A 19404-nucleotide genomic window follows, 5' to 3' on the forward strand; every position below is an offset into this window, starting at 1 on the left:
CGGCTATTTGATGCGCGCGTGGCGTGCACGCGCACCGCGCTCGATCGCGGCGGCGGCGAGCCGGTCCACGTCCAGCCGGTGGCGGATCAGTTCGAGCACCCGCAACTCCTCCTGCGTCGCCGCCGCGTCGGCCGCCGCGACCTCGACCGCGAAGGCATAGGCGGTCTCGCGCAGGCTCATCGGCAGGGCGGCGCGCATCAGGTCGAACGCCTTCTCCAGCCCGTCATCCTGGTCGAGCACGGCGATGCAGCGATCCGTCACCTTGGGCAGCATGGCCGCGTCGAAGCCGTCGAAGGCCGGTGCCTGGGTGACGATCCGTCCCATCACCTTCAGCTCGCTGTCGGTCATGTTCCGATCCGCTGCCGAGACGAGCACCATGGCGAAGACCAGCGCCTCGTGCGGCGAGAGCGGCGAGCGTGTGGGCATCGTGGCGTCCTCCGTTTGCGGATGCGCGACTTGGCGCGAGCCGGCCCGTGACGTCAACCCGAAGCGAGGAACCGTCGGATCGCCTCGGCCACTTCGGCGAGCCCGGCGCGCTGCACCGCGACACCCTCGGGCAGGCCCGCGAGCAGCCGCGAGGGCGCGCGCGAATCGAGCAGCACGAAGCAGCCGCGGTCATCGGCCTTGCGGATCAGCCTTCCGAAAGCCTGGCGCAGCCGCGCGCGCGTGATGCGGTCGTCGATCTGGCCGGGCCGGGCGCCGCCGAAGCGGGCACGACGCGCGCGATGCAGGATGGTCGGGCGCGGCCAGGGCACACGGTCGAACACGATCAGGCGCAAGGACCGGCCGGGCACGTCGACGCCGTCGCGCATCGCATCCGTGCCCAGCAGGCAGGCATCCTCCTCGGCGCGGAACACATCGACCAGCGTGGCATTGTCCATCGCGTCCACGTGCTGGGCGAGCAGCGTGATCCCGGCCGCCTCCAGCGGTGCGGCGATGCGCCGATGCACCTCGCGCAGCCGCGCGATCGCGGTGAACAGCCCGAGCGCCCCGCCGCCCGAAGCCTCGAACAGCACGCGATAGGCGGCCGCCACCTGGGCCGCGTCGTCGCGCGCGACATCGGTGACGACGAAGGCACGCGTCTGGCCCGCGTAGTCGAACGGCGAGGGCACGGCGGCGCGCAGGGCAGGGGCCAGCAGGTGGATCGCGCCGGTGATCTCCTCGGCGGCCTGCCAGCGCGCCTCCTCGTCGCCCGCGGAGTCGCGCAGCGTCGCCGAGGTGACCAGCATGCCGTGCGCGGGCTCGGCCACCACGCGCGCGAAGGGCGCGGTCGGATCGACCCAGTGCCGCCGCATCCCGACATCCACCTCGTGGCCACTGCGGCTGACGATCTCCAGCCAGTCGACGAAGGTCTCGCCAGGCCCGCCGGTCTCGGTCGCGTCCGCCGCCACCGCGCGCGCCATGCCGCGCCAGGCGCCGAGCGGATCGAGCGCGCGCCGCGCGAGGCTGCGGCACACGCTCTCGATCCGCTGCCGTGTCGCGCTGTCCAGCGTCTCGGCTTCGTCGTCGAGGCGCGCGGCGAGCCCTTCGCGCAACTCCTTGAGCGGCGCCTCGATGCGCGCGAGCGCGCCATCCAGCCGCTCCGCCGCCGCGGCGAGACCGGGCAGCATCGGCCGCACCTCGGTCTCGCGCGAGGCCGAGTCGGAGTCGCGTGCGCGCGCCAGCACCTGCTCGCGCACCAGCCGCAGGAACGCCTCGCTCGGGTTCTCGGCCCCCGGCGCCATGCCGCCGAGCTCGGGCCGGGCGGGTTCGGCGAGACGCGCGAGCCAGCCCTGATCGGGCAGGGCGCGCGCGGCCTCCACCGCGGCGGCGAGCGCCTTGGCAAGCGGCGGGCGGTCGGACACCAGGTCCTCGACGCGCCGACGCAGCCCGCGCGCGCGCGACCGCCCGCCCTCGGCGCCGCGCAGCCAGCGGCGCAGCTCCGCCGTCTCCGCGCCGGACAGCGCGGCGGCGAACACCGAGTCGGCGGCGTCGAACAGGTGATGGCCCTCGTCGAACACGTAGCGGTAGGGCAGGCCCGTCTCGTCCAGCCCGCCCCAGGCCGCCTGCACCATCACCAGCGCGTGGTTGGCGACGACGATGCGCGCGCTGCGCGCCCGGCGGATCGTGCGTTCGATGAAACAGGTGCGCCAATGCGGACAGGCGCTGTGGATGCACTCGCCGCGCCGGTCGGCGAGGCCCAGCGTGTTCGCGGTGCCGACGAGTTCCGGCAGCCAACCCGGCAGATCGCCGCCCGCCATGTCGCCGTCGCGCGTGGCGAGCGCCCAGCGCGCCATCAGCCCGAGCGCGATCGCCGCGACGCCGCCGCGCGTCGCACCGGAGGCGGCATCCTCCAGGTTCAGCAGGCAGAGATAGTTCTCGCGCCCCTTGCGGATCACGACCTGGCGGCGCCGCTCCGCCTCCTCCGGCCACAGCCGCGCGCTTTCGGCATCGACCTGACGCTGGAGGTTGCGGGTGTAGGTGCTGATCCAGACCGGCGCGCCGTTGCGCTCGGCCCAGAGGCTGGCGGGCGCGAGATAGGCCGCGGTCTTGCCGGTGCCGGTGCCGGCCTCGGCGAGCACCACGCGCGGCACGCCGGCCCGTTCGCGCGGCGCGAAGGCCGCCGTCGCGGCGGAGGCGAGGTCCGCCTGGCCCGGCCGATCCTCGGCGGTGATGCCGAGCATCTGCGCGAGCCGCGCGCGCGCCTCGCGCGGCTCGACCGGGTGGTGCGAGGGCGGCGGCGGGCGCGCGGTCTCGTCCCATTCGGGCAGCACCTCCCAGACCCGGAGCGCGCGCGGCGCCGGCGCCGCATCGGGCGCGCCGAGCGCGGCCATCACCGGCGCGGCCCAGGCCCAGCCGGCGCTGCCCATCAGCGCGGCAAGCCTGGCGGCCTCGCGGTTCAGCGGTGCCGCCCGGTTGGCCGCGAGCGCGCGCAAGAGCGCGACCGCTGCGTCGCGCAGCGTCACGGCCTCGTCCTCCAGGGAGTCGGGCGGGGCGAGCCCGAGCGCCTCGGCGAGCCCGCGCGGGCTCGCCACCACCGGCTCGGCGGGCCGGACGAAGGCGAAGAGTTCAAGGATGTCGGCGGCCGGGAACGGGCCGAGTCCGAGCCTGCGCGCGGTCGCCGGCAGATGACAGACGATCGGCGGCGGGGCCTGCTTCAGGCGGGCGCGCAGGCCGCGCGTCTCCTCGACCACGAGCTCGCCATCGGGAAAGAGCAACGCGCCACGATGGTGGCGTGCGGCCAGCACCGGCCCGTCAGGCAGTACGAGGCGCGGACGATGCGCGCTCATGGGCGCCGGCGCATCCTCGCATTGACCCGATTCGGGCCGCTCCATAGGGTGCGGCGATGCAGCCTCATCCCTCGCCCTCGGCGGAACTCCGCCATGTGCGCGCCTGGCCGTTCCAGGAGGCGGCGCGCGTGGTCGACCGGCTGGCGGCGACGGGCAAGGCCGAGGCGCTGTTCGAGACCGGGTACGGGCCCTCGGGCCTGCCGCATATCGGCACCTTCGGCGAGGTCGTGCGCACCACCATGGTGCGCCACGCGTTCAGCCGCCTCTCGCCCCTGCCCTCGCGGCTGATCGCGTTCTCGGACGACATGGACGGGCTGCGCAAGGTGCCCGAGAACGTGCCGAACCGCGAGATGCTGGCGCAGCATCTCGGCAAGCCGCTCACCTCGGTGCCGGACCCGTTCGGCACGCACGAATCCTTCGGTCACCACAACAACGCGCGCCTCCGCGCCTTCCTGGACCAGTTCGGCTTCCAGTACGAGTTCGCCTCCTCGACCGAGTACTACCGCTCGGGCCGGTTCGATGCGGCGCTCACCCGCGTGCTGGAGACCTATGACGAGGTGACGGCGGTGATCCTGCCCACACTCGGGCCCGAGCGGCGTGCCACCTACTCGCCCTTCCTGCCGGTCTGCCAGCGCACCGGGCGGGTGATGCAGGTGCCGATCCTCGAACGGAAGCTGGACGCCGGCACGGTGATCTGGCGCGACGAGGAGACAGGGCGGCTGGTCGAGACCCCGGTGACGCGCGGGCACTGCAAGCTGCAATGGAAGGCCGACTGGGCGATGCGCTGGTTCGCGCTCGGCGTCGATTACGAGATGTCGGGCAAGGATCTGATCGACTCCGTGCGGCTCTCCTCGCGCATCTGCCGCATCCTCGGCGCCGAGCCGCCCGAGAGCTTCACCTACGAGCTGTTCCTCGACGAGAAGGGCGAGAAGATCTCGAAGTCCAAGGGCAACGGGCTCTCGGTGGAGGAGTGGCTGGAATACGCGCCCCCCGAGAGCCTCGCGCAGTTCATGTACAACAAGCCGCAGACGGCGAAGCGGCTCTATTTCGACGTGATCCCGCGCACGGTGGACGAGTATCTCGCCAATCTCGAGCGGCTGCGCAGCGAACCGGAGGAGACGCGGCCGACCAATCCGGCCTGGCACATCCATCTCGGCCATGTGCCGAACGAGCCGCCGCCGCCGATCTCCTTCGCGATGCTGCTGAACCTCGCGAGCGTGGTGAACGCCGAGCGGCCGGAGATCCTCTGGGGCTTCATCCGCCGCTACGCGCCCGAGGCGACGCCGGAGGCCTCGCCGATGCTGGCGACGCTGGTGCAGCGGGCGATCGCCTACTATCGCGATTTTGTCCGCCCGGCGAAACGCTTCCGCGATCCCACGCCGGAGGAGGCGGCCGCGCTTGCCGACCTCGCCGATGCGCTGGAAGCCGCCCCGCCGGACGCCGACGCCGCCGCGCTCCAGGACATCGTGTTCGAGGCCGGCAAGCGGCACGTGCCGAAGGAACGGCTGCGCGACTGGTTCGGCTGCCTCTACCAGGTACTGCTCGGCCAGCAGGAAGGGCCGCGCTTCGGCGGCTTCGTCGCCCTCTACGGTGTCGCCGAGACGGTCGCGCTGATCCGGTCCACGCTCGCCCGGGCGCGCCCGGGCGCGGCCTGAGCGGACCGCGCGCGGGCGCCCGTGGCGGAGGGGCGGGCGGCATCGCTGTTGCGCCACGCGCCGGCGGTGCTCGGCATCGCGCTGCTGGTGGGCGCGCTCTATGTCGTGCAGCGCGAACTCGCCACGCTGCGGCTCGACGACGTGCTGCGCGCCATGGGCGCGATCCCGTTCACGGCGCTCGCGCTCGCCTTCGGCGTGACCGTCGTCGCCTATCTGGTGCTGACGCTCTATGACGCGCTGGGCACGCGCTTCGTCGGCCATCCGCTGTCCTACGGGCGGATCGCCTTCGCCTCGTTCACCGCCTATGCGCTGTCGCACAATATCGGCTTCGCGATGGTGTCCGGGGCGGCAATCCGTTACCGGCTGTATGCGCTGTGGGGGCTGTCGCCGCTGCAGATCGCCGGCGTGGTCGCGTTCTGCAGCCTGACCTTCGTGCTCGGCGGGCTGACGCTCGGGGGCATCGTGCTACTCACGGTGCCGACCGCGGTGCCGGGCTTCGGCGGCTGGGTGCCGAACCCGGTGATGCACGCGGTCGGGGTGGCGATGCTCGGGCTCGTGACGTTCTACGCGGTGGCGGGCAAGCTGCGCGGCCGCCCGCTCCGGTTCGGCCGCACCGAGGTGCCGCTGCCGGGCCCCGGGCTCGCGGCGATGCAGGTGGCGCTGGCGACGGTCGATGTCGCGCTCACCGCGCTGATCTTCTACGTGCTGCTGCCCGAGACGCCGGGCCTCACCTTCCTCGTGTTCCTCGCGGTCTATGTCACGGCCTACACGGCGGCGATGGCGAGCCACGTGCCGGGGGGGCTCGGCGTGTTCGACGGCACGATCCTGCTGGGGCTCACCGACATCGTGCCGGCGGCGACCGTGGTCGGCGCGCTGCTGATGTTCCGGCTGTTCTATTACGTTCTGCCGCTGTTCATCGCGGGGGCGATGTTCGCGCTGAACGAGATCGTGCTGCGCCGGGTGGCGATGGCGCGCGCCTTCGACCAGGTCGCGCGCTGGGGCGATCCGTTCGTGGCACCCGTCCTGTCGGCGGCGGTGACCCTCGCCGGCGTAGTGATGCTGTTCCTCGGCACGGCACCCCCCTTGGAGGCGCCTTTCGCCTGGGCCGGCGTGACCGAAGCGACACCGATTGTCGAGGTGTCGCATTTCGGCGCCTCCATCCTCGGCGCGGCGCTGCTGGTGTTGGCGTACGGGCTGTGGCGCCACGTGACCATGGCCTGGGCGGCCGTGCTGGTGACGCTGACGCTTGCGGCCGGACTCGCCGCCGCGAAGGGGCATGGCTGGCCGGTGCCGGCGATGATGCTCGCGACCGCGGTCTGCGTGCTGCCGTTCCGGCGCAACTTCTACCGCGACACGCGGCTGGTGGCGGAGCCGTTCACGGCGGGCTGGGTGGCGGCGGTCGTGGCGCTCGCGGTCTGCACCGTCAGCCTCGCGCTGTTCACGCATCTGCGGCGCGACTGGACCGCCGAGACCTGGTGGGAGTTCGTGCTCGCCGGCGATGCACCGTGGAGCCTGCGGGCGACGATCGCGCTCGGCGTGGCGCTGCTGCTGGTGGCGCTGGTGCGGCTGATCAGGCCGGCCCGGATCACCGCCGCCGCGCCGTCGGGGATGGCGGCGCAACGCTATGCCGCGCTTGCGCGCGTGCCTCCACCACCGCGCACCGACGGGCTGGTGTTCGGCGAGGACGAGGGTGCGGCGATCGCGTTCATGCGCCTGCCCGGCATCTGGCTCGCGATCGGCGATCCGGTCGGCGATCCGACCGATCGGGTCTCGGCGATCTGGCGCTTCCGCGACCTCTGCGAGCAGGAGAACGTCGATCCGGCGTTCTGGCGCGTCGGCCCGGACCTGCTGCGGGTCTACAGCGATATCGGCCTCACCCCATTTCCGCTGACCGAAGCGGGTGAGTTCGCCCCGGAGAGCACGGGCGATGCACTGCCCGCGCAGCATTACCTGGCCTGCAAGGCGGAGCGCGACCTCATCAAGCTGCTGCCGCTGGTGCCGGCGCTGGAGAAGAAGGTCGCGCGCGTCAGCGAGACCGCGTGACCGCTACTGGCTGGCCCAGACGATCCGGGCCATCCAGGCGACCTCGTTGACGTCGAGGCTGCGGCCCGGGAAGGCGGGATTCAATGAGGCGAGCTCGACCCTGCGCGCGGAGCGGCGCACCAGTTCCTTGGCCATCACCTCGCCCTCGACCGTGCGCACCACCACGCGATCGCCCCGTCGGGTCGGCGCCGCGGGTGAGGCGATGACGATGTCGCCGTCGCGGTAGACCGGCTCCATCGAGTCGCCGGAGATCTCCAACGCGTAGGCGTGCGGATCGCTGATGTTGGGCAACTCGATCTCGTCCCATGAGCCGCCGACCGGGTAGCCCGCATCGTCGAAATAGGCGTCCGATCCCGCCTGGGCGAGGCCGATCAGCGGGATGCGCCGGGCCGCAGGCGCGGCGCTGCGCCGCGGCATCGGCGCCGAGCCGGTGACCAGCGCGGTGAAGGCCTCGAGCGGCGCGCCGACGGCGTCCAGCACCTTGGCGACGCTTTCGGTCGAGGGCCAGCGCGGCTTGCCGCCCGCCTCGCGCTTGGACCGGTTGAAGGTGGTGGGATCGAGCCCGGCCTTGCGGGCGAGGCCGGAGGCCGAGAGCCCGTGCTCGGCCGCGAGCGCGTCGATCGCGCGCCAGATGTCCTCGTGCCGCATGATAGGGACACTCTCCTACATGTTCGCGATTCGATCACTAGGAATGACTTCCGATTAGGCTTGCGGTCTTGGGGCAACCAGGGGTAAATGTTCCTGTTTTGTTCACAACCCCCGCGCGACGAGGACCGAATGCCCGCAGCAGCCGCCGAACGCCGCTACGCCCCCGTGCTGTCCGGCCCCACCCGTACCGAACCCTTCGCCAGCGCCGAGGAAGCCTGGTTCTGGACCTTCGCCGCCCTGACCGCCCGCAACGCCGGGGCGCGCATCGTCGCCGGCCTCGGCATCAAGCCGCGCCCCTGCGAGCCCGATGACGTGATCCGCTGCCTCGACCGGCTTTACCGTCAGCGGCGGATCGAGATCGCGCATCTGCGCGTCTTGCGCCGTTTCGGCGACCAGCAGGTGCCGCCGGACCCGCGGCACCCGGGCGACCACTCCGCGCTCCGGCTCTGGCGCGAGGCGCTCGACCGCCTCGAATGGCCGCTGCGCATGAAGGGCATCGTCGCATGACCGGGCTCCCCGAGCATGCGCCCGAGAGCGCGATCTGGGTCGCGTTCTCCGGCCGTGCCGACCTGCCATGGCTGGCGCTGCTGCGCCCGGGTTTCCGCCACTGCTTCTGCGCCGTCGCGGATACGACCGGCTGGACGCTGGTCGACCCGCTCGCGCGCCGGCTGGTGGTGCAGCGGCTCAGGGTCGAGCGCGAGTTCGACCTGCCGGCGTTCTGGCGCCGCGCCGGGTTTCGCGTACTCGGCCCGTTCACCCCGGCGCCGGCCGGGCCGAGCCTGCTGCCCCCGCTCGCCCCGTTCAACTGCGTGACGGCGTGCCTGAGGCTGCTCGGGTTGCGCTGGAGGCTGGTGCTGACGCCGTTCGGCCTCTACCGCCGCCTCGCACGCCATTACGCCGCTGGACAGATAGGAAAAAAGTCTTGACGCTCCGACGCCCCCGCCGTTAGAAAGATCAGGCCAAGGGGCGGAGTGTGCCCTCTGGCTCCATCCTCCCTCCCCGACTACGACGGCCGGCCCCTCGGGGCCGGCCGTCGGCTTGTCGGCCCGCGCCCTGTCCCGAGGAGAGCACGCATGGGTGGCCTGTTCCGCGCGCCCGCACCCCCTCCTGCCGCGCCTGCTCCGCAGCCTGCCGCCCAGCCCGCCCCCGCGGACGAGGAGCGCGCCCGCCGCATCGCCGCCCTCGAGGCGCGCCGCAGTGGCATGGCCGGCACCGTCGCCACCTCCTGGCGCGGCGTGCTCGCCGATGCGCTGCCCCCGACCAACCGCAAGTCGCTGCTCGGCGAGTGAGGGCACAGGTGGAGTTCGACCCCGAGGCGATCCTCGCGCGCCAGGCGCGCGCGCTCGCCCGCCGCCGCATCTGGGACGGCATCTGGAAGGACTGCTACGACCACGCGCTCCCCGGCCGCCCGGGCGACACCGGCGTGCCGATCTACGACGGCACGGCCCCCGATGCCGCCGAGCAGCTCGCCGCCTCGCTGCTCGCCGAGCTGACCCCGCCCTGGCTCCGCTGGTTCGGCTTCGTCCCCGGCCGCGCCGTGCCGGCGACGCTCGCGGGCGATGCCTGGGCCTCGACCCTCGAAACCGCGGCCGAGACCCTGCACGCCGAGCTGGAACGGTCGAACTTCACCGTCGAGATGCACCAGTGCTTCCTCGACCTGGTGATCGCCGGCACCGCCTGCCTCGCGATCGAGGAAGCGCCGCCCGGCGAACCCTCCGTCCTGCGTTTCGCCGCCGTGCCGCTCGCCGAGGTGACGCTGGAGGAGGGGCCGGACCGCAAGCTCGATACCGTGTTCCGCAGCCTGCGCATGACGCGCGACGAGATCCGCGCCCGGTTCCCGGGCGCCGCGCTGCCGCGCGCATTGCTCGGCCCGGAGGAGCGCGAGGGCGAACCGACGCGCCATGAGGTGATCGAGGCGGTGATCCCGGATCAGCGCGGCTACGCCTACGCGGCTCTGCTGCGCGCGGGCGACGAGCCGGCCGCGATCCTCGCGCGCGGCCGCTTCGCCTCCTCGCCCTTCATCGCCTTCCGCTGGATGAAGGCGCCCGGCGAGACCTATGGCCGCAGCCCGGTGATGAAGGCGCTGCCCGACATCCGCACCGCCAACAAGGTGGTCGAGCTGATCCTGAAGAACGCCTCGATCGCGGTCACCGGCATCTGGCAGGCCGACGATGACGGCGTGCTGAACCCGGCGAACATCCGACTCGTGCCCGGCGCGATCATTCCGAAGGCGGTGGGTTCCTCGGGCCTCACCCCGCTTGCCGCTCCCGGCCGGTTCGATGTCAGCCAGCTCGTGCTCGACGATCTGCGCGCGCGCATCCGCCACGCCCTGCTGACCGACCGGCTGGGCCCCGTGCAGGGCGCGCGCATGACCGCGACCGAGGTGATGGAGCGCGCGGCCGAGATGGCGCGGCTGCTCGGCGCGACCTTCGGGCGGTTGCAGACCGAGCTGCTCACGCCGCTGATCGACCGGTGCCTCGCGATCCTGCGCCGCCGTGGCCTGGTCCCGGCGTTCGGCCTGGATGGCGGCATGGCGGGGCTCGTCTGGCGCAGCCCGCTCGCGCAGATCCAGGCGCGGTCGGAGGCCTCGGGCACGCTGATGTGGCTCGACGCGGTGCGCGCGCTCGGGCCCGCCGCTGCACAGACCGCCGATCCGGCCGCCGCCTCCCGCTGGCTCGCCAATCTGCTCGGCGTGCCGCCAGACCTCGTGGTGAGCGCGGCCGAGGAGGCGCACGCCCTGAAGACCGGCGCCGCCGCGCTCGCGGCCGACGCCGACGATGCCCTGCCCCACGGCCTCGATCCGGCCGCCTGACGAGGACACAGCGATGGCTGACAACCTGATCGACATCACGCTCGAGGATGCGGGCGGCAAGGATGGTGCCGCGAAGCCGGCCCCGCGCGGCAAGCGTCCGGCCGAGGTGCCCGAGAAGTTCTGGGACGAGGAGGCGGGCCAGATCCGAGTCGAGGCGCTGCTCAAGTCCTATCTCGAACTCGAGAAGCGGCTCTCGCGCATGGTGCCGCTGCCCGAGGACGAGGGGGACGAGGAGGCGCGCAATCGCCTGCTGCGCGCGCTCGGCGTGCCGGAGACGCCCGACGCCTACACGATCGAGCCGCACCACCCGCTGCTCACGCCCGATCCGGAGGTGAACCGGCGCCTGCACCAGGCGGGGTTCACGCCGACCCAGGTGCAGCTCGTCTACGACCTCGCCGGTGAGCGCCTGCTGCCGCTGATCGCCGAGGCCGCGCAGATGTTCGAGGCCGAGCGGCAGATCGAACGGCTGAGGGATCATTTCGGTGGCGAGGAGCGCTGGGCGCGCGTGGCCAAGCAGCTTGCCGCCTGGGGCAAGGCGAACCTCCCCGAGTCGGTGTTCGAGGCCCTCTCGTCGACCTTCGAAGGCGTGCTCGCGCTGCACCGGATGATGGAGAAGAACGAGCCGGGCCTGCTGCGCGACGCCGAGCCGGGTCCGTCGCTCGGCGAGGACGAGCTCCGCGCGATGATGCGCGACCCGCGCTACTGGAAGAAGCGCGATCCGGACTTCGTCGGCCGCGTCTCCGACGGTTTCCGCCGGCTCTTCCCCGGCGAGCGCTGAGCCCATCGACACCTGAACCCTCTCGGCCGCCCGCGCCGCATCGCGCGCGGGGGCCGGGCCGGGGCTTCCGAGCGCGCCCCTTCCCGCGCTCGCCCCGGAACCGGGACGGATGCGCGTTCCCCTTCCCCGCGCATCCGTCCCGCCTGTTTCGGCACGCTGCCGTTCCGATGGCGTGCCGGCCGGATGCCGGTCAACCGCCCGAGGCGGCCCGGCATCCGCGCCTGTGCGAGTCGGCCCCGTCCGGGACAACCGCGCGCCACAGCCCCGAACCCACTCCGCAACCGACATCAGGGAAACCCGATCGTGGCCACCTCGATCGACCAAGCCTTCGTCAAGCAGTTCCAGACGGAGGTGCACGAGTCCTACCAGCGGCTCGGCTCCAAGCTGCGCCCGACCGTCCGGTCCAAGACCGGCGTGAAGGGCGCCTCCACCGTGTTCCAGCGCGTCGGCAAGGGCGTTGCCGGCACCAAGGCGCGCCACGGCGCGGTGCCGGTGATGAACCTCGAACACGAGCCCGTCGAGTGCTTCCTCGCCGACTATTACGCCGGCGACTGGATCGACAAGCTCGACGAGCTCAAGATCAACCATGACGAGCGCGCGGTGATCGCCAATGCCGGCGCCTATGCGCTCGGCCGCAAGACCGACGAGCTGATCATCGCCGCCCTCGATCAGGCGACGCGCGAGGCGGTTGGCGCCGGCGCGGGTCAGACCGACGATGACGGCCTGACCAAGCAGAAGATCCTGCTCGCCTTCGAGATGCTGGGCGCGGCGGACGTGCCGGATGACGGCCAGCGCTACGCCGTGATCGGCTGGAAGCAGTGGTCGGACCTGCTGCAGATCCCGGAGTTCGCCAACGCCGACTACATCGGCGACGACGAGCTGCCGTGGAAGGGCACGCAGGCCAAGCGCTGGCTCGGCACGCTCTGGATGCCGCATTCGGGCCTCACCCGGAACGGCACGCTGCGCTTCTGCTACTGGTTCCACCGCACCGCGATCGGCCATGCGGTCGGCTCGGAGGTCCAGACCGACATCACCTGGCACGGCGAGCGCGCCGCCTGGTTCGTCAACAACATGATGAGCCAGGGTGCGGTGCTGATCGACGCCGACGGTGTCGTGCGCATGCGCTGTCGGGAATAGCGACCGCATCGCTTCGCCCTCCCCTCTCCCGCCGTGCGGGAGAGGGGCAGGGGTGAGGGTCCTCGCATCGTCCGTCCGCTGGAGTTCCCCCGATGGCGCTCTCCGCCCTCGCGCTCTGCTCGCGCGCACTGATCAAGATCGGCGCTGCGACCATCGCCTCGTTCGACGAAGGCACTGCCGAGGCCGAGGTCGCCGCGAATCTGTACCCCTCGGTGCGCGACGCGCTGCTCTCGGCCTATCCCTGGAGCTTCGCAACCGCCCAGACCTCGCTGCCGCGGCTCGCGGCGGCCCCGATGGCCGACTATGCGCACGCCTTCCAGTTGCCACCCGATTTCCTGCGCGCGCTCTCCGCCGGGCGGGGCGGGCAGGGCCGCGGCGTGCCCTACCGCATCGCCGAGAACCGGCTGCACGCCGATCCGGCCGAGATCGTGCTCACCTACATCTTCCGGCCGCCCGAGCAGGCCTTCCCGCCGTTCTTCGACGGCGCGCTGATCGCGCGCCTCGCCGCCGAGTTCGTCATCCCGCTGACCGAGAACACCGCGCGCGCCGAGCTGATGTTCAAGCTGGCCGAGGCCGAGTTCCGCGCCGCGCGGCTCACCGACAGCCAGCAGGACACGCCCATCGCGGTGCAGGATTTCTCGCTGATCGGGGCGCGCGGCTGAGATGTCCGCGATCCGCCGGATCAAGACGAGCTTCGCCGCCGGCGAGCTCTCGCCAGAGCTGCTCGGGCGGGCGGATCTGCGCGCCTACGAGAATGGCGCGGCCCGGCTCACCAACGTGTTCATCCTGCCCACGGGCGGGGTGCGCCGCCGGCCCGGCCTGCGCCATCTCGGGGTGCTGCCGGGACCCGCGCGGCTGATCGCCTTCGAGTTCTCGACCGAGCAGACCTACCTGCTGGTGCTGACCGACCGCCGGCTCGGCGTCTGGCGCGGCGATGTCGAGGTCGCCTCGATCGCGACACCCTGGACCGAGGCGCAGCTTCCGCAGCTCGGCTGGACCCAGAGCGCGGACACGCTGCTCGTCGTGCATCCCGAGGTGCCGCCCCAGCGGATCACCCGCACGAGCCATGTCGCCTGGTCGATCGCGCCCTGGAGCTTCGAGGCCGAGCCCTATCACCGCTTCGCCCCGGCCGAGGTGACGCTGAGCCCGTCGGCGACCACGGGATCGACGATCCTGACGGCGTCGGCGTCGATCTTCACCGCCGGCCATATCGGCGTGGTCTTCAGGATCGGCCGCAAGCGGGTGCGCATCGATGCGCTCAACGATCCCGCTTCCGCGGTCGCGACTGTCATCGACACGCTCGCGGTCACCGGTCCCACCCAGGACTGGGACGAAGCCGCCTTCTCGGCCGTGCGCGGCTGGCCGGCGAGCGTCTGCTTCCACCAGGACCGGCTGGTGATCGGCGGCTCGCGCGACCTGCCCAACCGGCTCTGGCTGTCGCGTACCGGCACCCTGTTCAACTTCGACCTCGGCACCGGGCTCGACGATCAGGCGATCGAGTTCGCCCTGGTGTCCGACCAAGTGAACGCGATCCGCGCCGTGTTCTCGGGCCGGCATCTGCAGGTGTTCACCTCCGGCGCGGAGTGGATGGTCTCGGGTGATCCGCTGACCCCGGCGAACATCCAGCTCAACCGCCAGACCCGCGTCGGCTCGATGGTCGAACGGACGATCCAACCCGTGGACGTGGACGGCGCGACGATCTTCGTCAGCCGCTCCGGCCGGTCGGTGCACGAGTTCGCCTACACCGATGTCGAGCAGGCCTACCAGGCCGCCGATCTCGCCGTGCTGGCGCGCCACATCGTCGCGACACCCGTGTCGATGGCCTACGACCAGACGCGGCGGCTGCTGCACCTCGTGATGGCGAACGGGCGGATGGCGACGCTGACGCTGTTCCGCGCCGAGCAGGTCACGGCCTGGACGCAGCAGGAGACCGAGGGCGCATTGCGGGCCGTCGGCGAGGTCGATGGCGCGGTGTACGTCGTGGTCGAGCGCGAAGGTGCGCATCGGCTCGAGCGGTTCGACGAGGCGCTCGGCGTCGATGCCGGCATGACCGGCACCCACCCCACAGGCGCGACCACCTGGTCGGGGCTTGCGCACCTCGCCGGACGCGAGGTGCTGGTGGTGGCCGACGGGGCACCGCGCGGCCGTCAGACCGTCACGGACGGGTCCGTGACCACCGATCCGCCGGCGCGCGACGTGCAGGCGGGCCTCGCCTACACGCATGTCATCGAGCCGCTGCCGCCGGAACTGATGACGCAGTACGGCGGACGGACCGGCCCGGTCCGCCTCGTCTCGGTCACGTTCCGGCTGCTCGAGACGGCTGCGCTCGCGGTCGATCTCGGCCGCGGCCCCGAGGCGGTGCCGTTCCGTCGCCTCGGCGCGCTCATGCTCGATGCCGCGCCGCCGGCGTTCACCGGCGACAGGACCATCCGCGCGCTCGGCTGGCGGCGCGACACCACACGGCCGCTCTGGCGCATCGAGGGCGACGTGCCTCTGCCGCTGACGCTGCTCTCCGTCACCACCGAGATGAGGCTGAACTCCTGATGGCACAGCTCGTTCCCGTCGCCTCGCTGCTCACCGGCGTTGCCGGACTGGTCGCCGCGCAGAAGCAGGCCGAGGCGCAGCGCCGCCAGCAGCAGGAGCTGCAGGCCAACCGCGAGGCTCAGCTCCGGCTCGGCAACGAGGAGGCCGCGCGCCAGCGCCGCGAGATGCTGGCGCGCACGATCGCGTCCACGCGCGCGCGGCTCGCCGCGGGCGGCGTCAGCGCCGCCGAGGGCTCGGGCGCCGCCCTCCTCTCCGGCCTGGAGGAGGAAGCCGAGGCGCGCGAGGCCGCGAGCGACCAGCAGTTCGCGCTGCGCATCGCCGCCGGACGGCGGAGCCTGCTCGACGACCAGCTCAACCTCAGCCCGTTCATCCGCGTCGGCTCGCAGCTCGCGACCGGCTTCTCGTCGAGCTTCCGCTCGCTCCTCAACCTCTGACGGGGCCCAACGATGTCCGAGCATATCGTCATCGGCGATGTCGCGCCGCGGGTGCAGTACGTCGCCTCGGGCGCGCAGACCGGCTTCACCTTTCCGTTCCCGATCTTCAAGAGCGCCGATCTCGAGGTCTTCCTGGACGGTGCGCGGCAGTCAGGCGGCTTCACCGTCACGGGCGCGGGACAGTCCACGGGCGGGACGGTCACGTTCAGCGTCCCACCGGCGGCGGGCACGCTCATCACGCTGCGCCGGCGCCTCGTGCTGCAGCGCACGAGCGACTTCCAGGAGAATGGCGAGCTTCGCGCGCGCGTGCTGAACGACGAGCTCGACTACCAGATCGCCGCACTCCAGCAGGTGGCCGACGATCTCGGCCGCGCGCTTCAGTTCGGTCCGACCGACGCCGGTGCCGCGCCGGTGCTGCCCGTGCGCGCGGCGCGGGCCTCGCGCCTGCTCGGCTTCGATGCGGCGGGCGGGTTGCAGCTCTACCCGGCCGAGGCCGGCACGACCCAGGGCCTGTTCCGCCAGGACGGCGCGGGTGCGGTGCCGCGCACGATGCAGGACAAGTTCACCGAGGCGTTCTCGGTGGCCGATTTCGGTGCTGCCGGCGACGGGCTGGCGGACGACACGGACGCGATCCAGACCGCCTTCAACGCCGCCGCCGCGCTCGGCCGCACCGTGCTCATCCCGGAAGGAAGCTTCCGCATCGTGCGCGGTGTGACGCTGCCCGGCGGGGCGGCCGGCCTGATCATGCGCGGGCGACTGGTCGCGGAGCAGGCCGAGCCGGGCCCGGCACTCACCCTCGGTGACGGCGGCGCGGTGCGCAACGGCGAGAAGCTCTACTGGGGCATCCGGGTGGTGCGCGCCACCCTGTCCGACTGGCTCGACGAGCGCGACATCGGCGTTCGCGTGTGCAACGTCGATACGAGCCTGATCCACATCGCCGAGGCGCGCAACTTCACGATCGGGGTGCAGACGCTCGGCGACCAGCGCGGCGTCGAGGACAGCAGCTTCATCCTCGGGCGGCTGGTGGACAACCGGATCGCGCTCGACATCCGCTGCCGCACCGCTGCGGGGTGGAACGCCTCGGTGCGCTATCACGGCGGACACTTCGCCGTCAGCTCCGCGACCTGGCCGGCACTCGACCGGTTCGGCGTGCGCCTCTCCGCCGAGCCCGGCGCCTATCGTGCGCACAACCGCCATGTGTTCGACGCGCCGAATTTCGAGCTGCGCCAGCAGGGCACGAACAGCGCGATCCCCTTCCTGGTCGAGGTGGACAGCCGCGCGGTGATCGCGCGCGACATGCGCATGGAAGGATGCTCACCGATCGTCGCGCGCCATCTCGGCAATGCGCAGGATCATCTCTACGACGTCGCCTGGGCGAGCCAGGGCTATCTGCTCGATGTCGAGTACGGGGCGGCGGTGACGCGCGCGGGGGCGGTGCTGCGCACGCGCCATCAGGCGGGCGCGCATGTCGAGGCGACGCGCCTGATCGGCAATGTGCCGAACCTGCGCGCCGCGGCGTTCCGCTGGGCACCCAGCCAGACCGGCTTCGATCAGCTCGCCTGCGTCAGCGCCAGCGTCTCCGGCTCGCCGACGCAGATCGAGGACTTCGCCTTCCCGGGCCTGTCCGGCTACACGCCGACCGCGCGCGGCGTCACCATGACGGCGGCGCGAGGTCTCGGTTTCGTCGTCGACACGCGCGCCTGCCGTGATCTCGCGCTCGCGGTGGATGCCGACGCGCCGCGCCTGTTCGTGCAGTGCTTCGATGCCGCCGGCGCGTTGCTGACCGACAGTGCCGGCGTCATGGCGCGCGCCTCGGGCCAGTCTCTGGTCTGGAACGCGGCCGCACGCTGGTGGCAGGGATCGGCCGACATGACGGATGCGGGCCTGACCCGCTTGCAGGCGGTCCGTCTCGCCCCTGAGGTCGCGACCGCGATCATCGGCATCTGCCGCGTCGATCAGGACTACGAAGCGCGGGCCCTCAGGCTCTACTGCGAACCGCGCCACGCTCCCGCGCTGCTCTACGGCCTGCCGAACCTGCCGCATGGCAGCCGCGAGCTGATCGCCGAAGCCGCCTGGGATCCCCCCAGCATCGCCGCCGGCGCCACCGCGCAGTTCAACATGACCGTGCCTGGCGCGAGCCCGGGCGACCTCGTGCAGGCCTCCTTCTCGGTCGCGACCACGGCGATCCTGTTCCTCGCCACGGTCGGCGCGGCCAACACGGTGACGGTCGTGGCCTGGAACCGGGCCGGTTCCGCCATCGACCTCGCGGGAGGCACGCTGCGGGTCCGCGTGACCAAGGCGTGAACCGGCTCAAGGGCCTTGTCGCCACGCAGGTGGATCAGGCGATCGAGCGCGCGATCGCCTCCTACCACGCCTTCGCGCAGGCCGAGCCGCGGAGCACCGATCCGAAGGAATTCGCCGCGCACCATGCCGCGTGCAAGGCGGCACTCGCGCATCTCGACCTGCTGCTGAAGATCGCGCGCATCACCGAGACCCCCGCCCCCGGCACCGGCGATACGGCCGATGACCGGCTCGCGACGTTGGCCGTGGCGCGTGAGGCGGTGGGCGCCATCGCGGGTCGCGATGAGGAGGAGGAATGAACGAACCGATCGAGATCCGCTTCCCCGAGTTCGTCTGGATCTGGAACCGGCTGAACAACCACACGACGCCGGCGCATCACCTGCGCATCGCCCGCTGGCTGGGCCATGCCTGGCGCCGCAACGAGACGCGCCTGCTGCTGATGTGCTTCCGCGGCGCCGGCAAATCGACGGTCGTCGGGCTCTACTGCGCGTGGCTGCTCGCCAACCGCCCCGATCTGCGGCTGATGGTGCTGTCGGCGGAACAGTCGCTCGCGACCCGGATGGTGCGCAATGTGCGCCAGATCATCCGCCGCCATCCGTTCTGCCGCCACCTGCATCCGCGCCACGGCGGCGAGTGGGCGGCCGACCGGTTCACGGTGAACCGGCCCGGAACGTCGCGCGACCCGTCGATGATCGCGCGCGGAATCGGCGGCAACATCACCGGCAGCCGGGCGGACGTGGTGATCTGCGACGACATCGAGGTGCCCGGCAACAGCGACACCGCCGAGAAGCGCGCGGAGCTGCGCGCGCGGCTCGCCGAGATCGAGTACATCCTCGTGCCGGGCGGCACACTGCTCTATATCGGCACGCCGCACACGCCCGACACGATCTATCGGACCGAGAGCAAGCCCGGCCAGCCGCCCGCCCATCTGGCCGGCTTCAGGAAGCTCGTGATCCCGCTGGTGGATGCGGAGGGGCGCTCGGCCTGGCCGGACCGATTCGGTGACGAGAAGATCGCCGAACTGAAGACGCGCGTCGGCCCACGCTCCTTCGCCGCACAGATGCAGCTCGTGCCGCAGCCGCCCGAGGACGCCCGGCTCGATCCGGCCGATCTGATGCCCTACGACGACGAGCTCACGCTGCACATGGCCAATGCCGGGCTGCGGCTGCTGCTCGGCGATCGCACGCTGATCTCGGCGAGCGCGTTCTGGGACCCGGCCTTCGGCGTGCCGGGCGCGGGCGATCGTTCCGTGTTCGCGGCCGTGTTCCTCGATGCCGACAACCATCACTACCTGCACCGGGTCGCGTATCTCACCCACGACCCGGCGGGTGGGACCGATGCCGCGACCCAGCTCTGCCGCCAGGTGGTGCGGCTCGCGGCCGAGCTGCACCTGCCGTCGCTCACGGTCGAGAACAACGGGCTCGGCCGCTTCCTGCCGGGGCTGCTGCGCGCCGAGATGGCGAAGGCGCGCGTGCCCTGCACCGTGCTGGAGAAGGCGAGCACACGCAGCAAGGCCGAGCGCATCCTGGGCGCGATCGAGCCGCTGCTCGCCGCGCGCCGGCTCTGGGCGCATCGCTCGGTGTTCGCGACCCCGCTGATCGCCGAGATGCGCGAATGGCGCCCGACCGGATCGAAGGGCGCGCATGATGACGGGCTCGATGCGGTCGCCGGCGCGATCCTGAACGAGAAGATGCGCCTCGGCCGCGGCGCGGCGACCGCGCGCACCGAGGACTGGCGCGTGCCGTCGGGCGGCTTCACCGCCCGGCAGGACTTCAAGCCGTGA

The 19404-nt window shown here is 72.2% G+C and carries 17 protein-coding genes; 14 read left to right on the top strand and 3 right to left on the bottom strand.

The window, feature by feature from the left end; all coding sequences use genetic code 11:
* Positions 1-3 precede the first annotated feature (3 nt).
* Both F563_RS0106300 and F563_RS0106305 read right to left on the bottom strand, forming a co-directional pair.
* Positions 4-426 (bottom strand): tellurite resistance TerB family protein, encoded by a 423-nt coding sequence (locus F563_RS0106300; RefSeq protein WP_019013806.1) that lies wholly within the window; start codon positions 424-426, stop codon positions 4-6.
* Between the two features lie 53 nt (positions 427-479).
* Entirely contained in the window at positions 480-3269 is a 2790-nt protein-coding gene (locus tag F563_RS0106305) for an ATP-dependent DNA helicase (protein WP_019013807.1), read from the bottom strand.
* Between the two features lie 56 nt (positions 3270-3325).
* Here F563_RS0106305 and F563_RS0106310 point away from each other — a divergent pair, with 56 nt between their 5' ends.
* Positions 3326-4924 (top strand): lysine--tRNA ligase, encoded by a 1599-nt coding sequence (locus F563_RS0106310; protein ID WP_026299373.1) that lies wholly within the window; start codon positions 3326-3328, stop codon positions 4922-4924.
* Positions 4925-4945: 21 nt separating this feature from the next.
* Positions 4946-6967: a phosphatidylglycerol lysyltransferase domain-containing protein gene (locus tag F563_RS21790; protein ID WP_019013809.1), complete on the top strand. Its 2022-nt coding sequence runs from the start codon at positions 4946-4948 to the stop codon at positions 6965-6967.
* Between the two features lie 3 nt (positions 6968-6970).
* Here F563_RS21790 and F563_RS0106320 read toward each other — a convergent pair whose 3' ends face one another.
* A complete protein-coding gene (locus F563_RS0106320) occupies positions 6971-7615 on the bottom strand; it encodes a LexA family transcriptional regulator (RefSeq protein ID WP_019013810.1) in 645 nt (214 codons plus the stop codon).
* 129 nt (positions 7616-7744) lie between these two features.
* Between F563_RS0106320 and F563_RS0106325 the strand changes: the two genes are divergently transcribed.
* The 12 genes from F563_RS0106325 (at position 7745) to terL (ending at position 19404) form a co-directional block, all read left to right on the top strand.
* Complete coding sequence (locus F563_RS0106325; RefSeq protein WP_019013811.1) at positions 7745-8122, top strand: hypothetical protein; 378 nt, start codon at positions 7745-7747, stop codon at positions 8120-8122.
* On the top strand, positions 8119-8541 hold the full coding sequence (locus F563_RS0106330; protein ID WP_019013812.1) for a hypothetical protein: 423 nt from the start codon (positions 8119-8121) through the stop codon (positions 8539-8541). The genes F563_RS0106325 and F563_RS0106330 overlap by 4 nt, the downstream gene beginning before the upstream one ends.
* Positions 8542-8688: 147 nt before the next feature.
* The gene (locus F563_RS0106335; RefSeq protein ID WP_019013813.1) at positions 8689-8904 is read left to right on the top strand and encodes a hypothetical protein; all 216 of its coding nucleotides are present in this window, start codon (positions 8689-8691) and stop codon (positions 8902-8904) included.
* Between the two features lie 8 nt (positions 8905-8912).
* Positions 8913-10427: a portal protein gene (locus F563_RS21795; protein ID WP_019013814.1), complete on the top strand. Its 1515-nt coding sequence runs from the start codon at positions 8913-8915 to the stop codon at positions 10425-10427.
* A 13-nt stretch (positions 10428-10440) separates the two neighbouring features.
* Complete coding sequence (locus F563_RS0106345) at positions 10441-11205, top strand: capsid assembly protein (RefSeq protein WP_019013815.1); 765 nt, start codon at positions 10441-10443, stop codon at positions 11203-11205.
* Between the two features lie 303 nt (positions 11206-11508).
* Positions 11509-12342: a phage capsid protein gene (locus F563_RS0106350; protein WP_019013816.1), complete on the top strand. Its 834-nt coding sequence runs from the start codon at positions 11509-11511 to the stop codon at positions 12340-12342.
* A 92-nt stretch (positions 12343-12434) separates the two neighbouring features.
* Positions 12435-13004 (top strand): phage connector family protein, encoded by a 570-nt coding sequence (locus F563_RS0106355; protein ID WP_019013817.1) that lies wholly within the window; start codon positions 12435-12437, stop codon positions 13002-13004.
* A 1-nt stretch (position 13005) separates the two neighbouring features.
* Entirely contained in the window at positions 13006-14886 is a 1881-nt protein-coding gene (locus F563_RS0106360) for a phage tail protein (RefSeq protein ID WP_019013818.1), read from the top strand.
* Positions 14886-15320, top strand: coding sequence for a hypothetical protein (locus F563_RS0106365; protein WP_019013819.1), 435 nt, complete (start codon positions 14886-14888; stop codon positions 15318-15320). The genes F563_RS0106360 and F563_RS0106365 overlap by 1 nt, the downstream gene beginning before the upstream one ends.
* A gap of 12 nt (positions 15321-15332) precedes the next feature.
* Positions 15333-17624 (top strand): glycosyl hydrolase family 28-related protein, encoded by a 2292-nt coding sequence (locus F563_RS0106370; protein WP_019013820.1) that lies wholly within the window; start codon positions 15333-15335, stop codon positions 17622-17624.
* Positions 17621-17920: a hypothetical protein gene (locus F563_RS0106375; RefSeq protein ID WP_019013821.1), complete on the top strand. Its 300-nt coding sequence runs from the start codon at positions 17621-17623 to the stop codon at positions 17918-17920. The genes F563_RS0106370 and F563_RS0106375 overlap by 4 nt, the downstream gene beginning before the upstream one ends.
* On the top strand, positions 17917-19404 hold the full coding sequence (terL, locus tag F563_RS0106380; RefSeq protein ID WP_019013822.1) for a phage terminase large subunit: 1488 nt from the start codon (positions 17917-17919) through the stop codon (positions 19402-19404). Before F563_RS0106375 ends, terL begins: the two co-directional genes overlap by 4 nt.

It is taken from the genome of Elioraea tepidiphila DSM 17972 (assembly GCF_000378465.1).
GTDB classification, from domain to species: Bacteria; Pseudomonadota; Alphaproteobacteria; order Acetobacterales; family Acetobacteraceae; genus Elioraea; species Elioraea tepidiphila.

Bases quoted from the DNA above. Each gene is read 5' to 3' on its own strand.
- F563_RS0106300 (WP_019013806.1), bottom strand. From the start codon at position 426: ATGCCCACACGCTCGCCGCTCTCGCCGCACGAGGCGCTGGTCTTCGCC.
- F563_RS0106320 (WP_019013810.1), bottom strand. From the start codon at position 7,615: ATGCGGCACGAGGACATCTGGCGCGCGATCGACGCGCTCGCGGCCGAG.
- F563_RS0106360 (WP_019013818.1), top strand. From the start codon at position 13,006: ATGTCCGCGATCCGCCGGATCAAGACGAGCTTCGCCGCCGGCGAGCTC.
- F563_RS0106305 (WP_019013807.1), bottom strand. From the start codon at position 3,269: ATGAGCGCGCATCGTCCGCGCCTCGTACTGCCTGACGGGCCGGTGCTG.
- F563_RS0106335 (WP_019013813.1), top strand. From the start codon at position 8,689: ATGGGTGGCCTGTTCCGCGCGCCCGCACCCCCTCCTGCCGCGCCTGCT.
- F563_RS0106370 (WP_019013820.1), top strand. From the start codon at position 15,333: ATGTCCGAGCATATCGTCATCGGCGATGTCGCGCCGCGGGTGCAGTAC.
- F563_RS0106310 (WP_026299373.1), top strand. From the start codon at position 3,326: ATGCAGCCTCATCCCTCGCCCTCGGCGGAACTCCGCCATGTGCGCGCC.
- F563_RS0106345 (WP_019013815.1), top strand. From the start codon at position 10,441: ATGGCTGACAACCTGATCGACATCACGCTCGAGGATGCGGGCGGCAAG.
- F563_RS0106355 (WP_019013817.1), top strand. From the start codon at position 12,435: ATGGCGCTCTCCGCCCTCGCGCTCTGCTCGCGCGCACTGATCAAGATC.
- terL (WP_019013822.1), top strand. From the start codon at position 17,917: ATGAACGAACCGATCGAGATCCGCTTCCCCGAGTTCGTCTGGATCTGG.
- F563_RS0106365 (WP_019013819.1), top strand. From the start codon at position 14,886: ATGGCACAGCTCGTTCCCGTCGCCTCGCTGCTCACCGGCGTTGCCGGA.
- F563_RS0106325 (WP_019013811.1), top strand. From the start codon at position 7,745: ATGCCCGCAGCAGCCGCCGAACGCCGCTACGCCCCCGTGCTGTCCGGC.
- F563_RS0106330 (WP_019013812.1), top strand. From the start codon at position 8,119: ATGACCGGGCTCCCCGAGCATGCGCCCGAGAGCGCGATCTGGGTCGCG.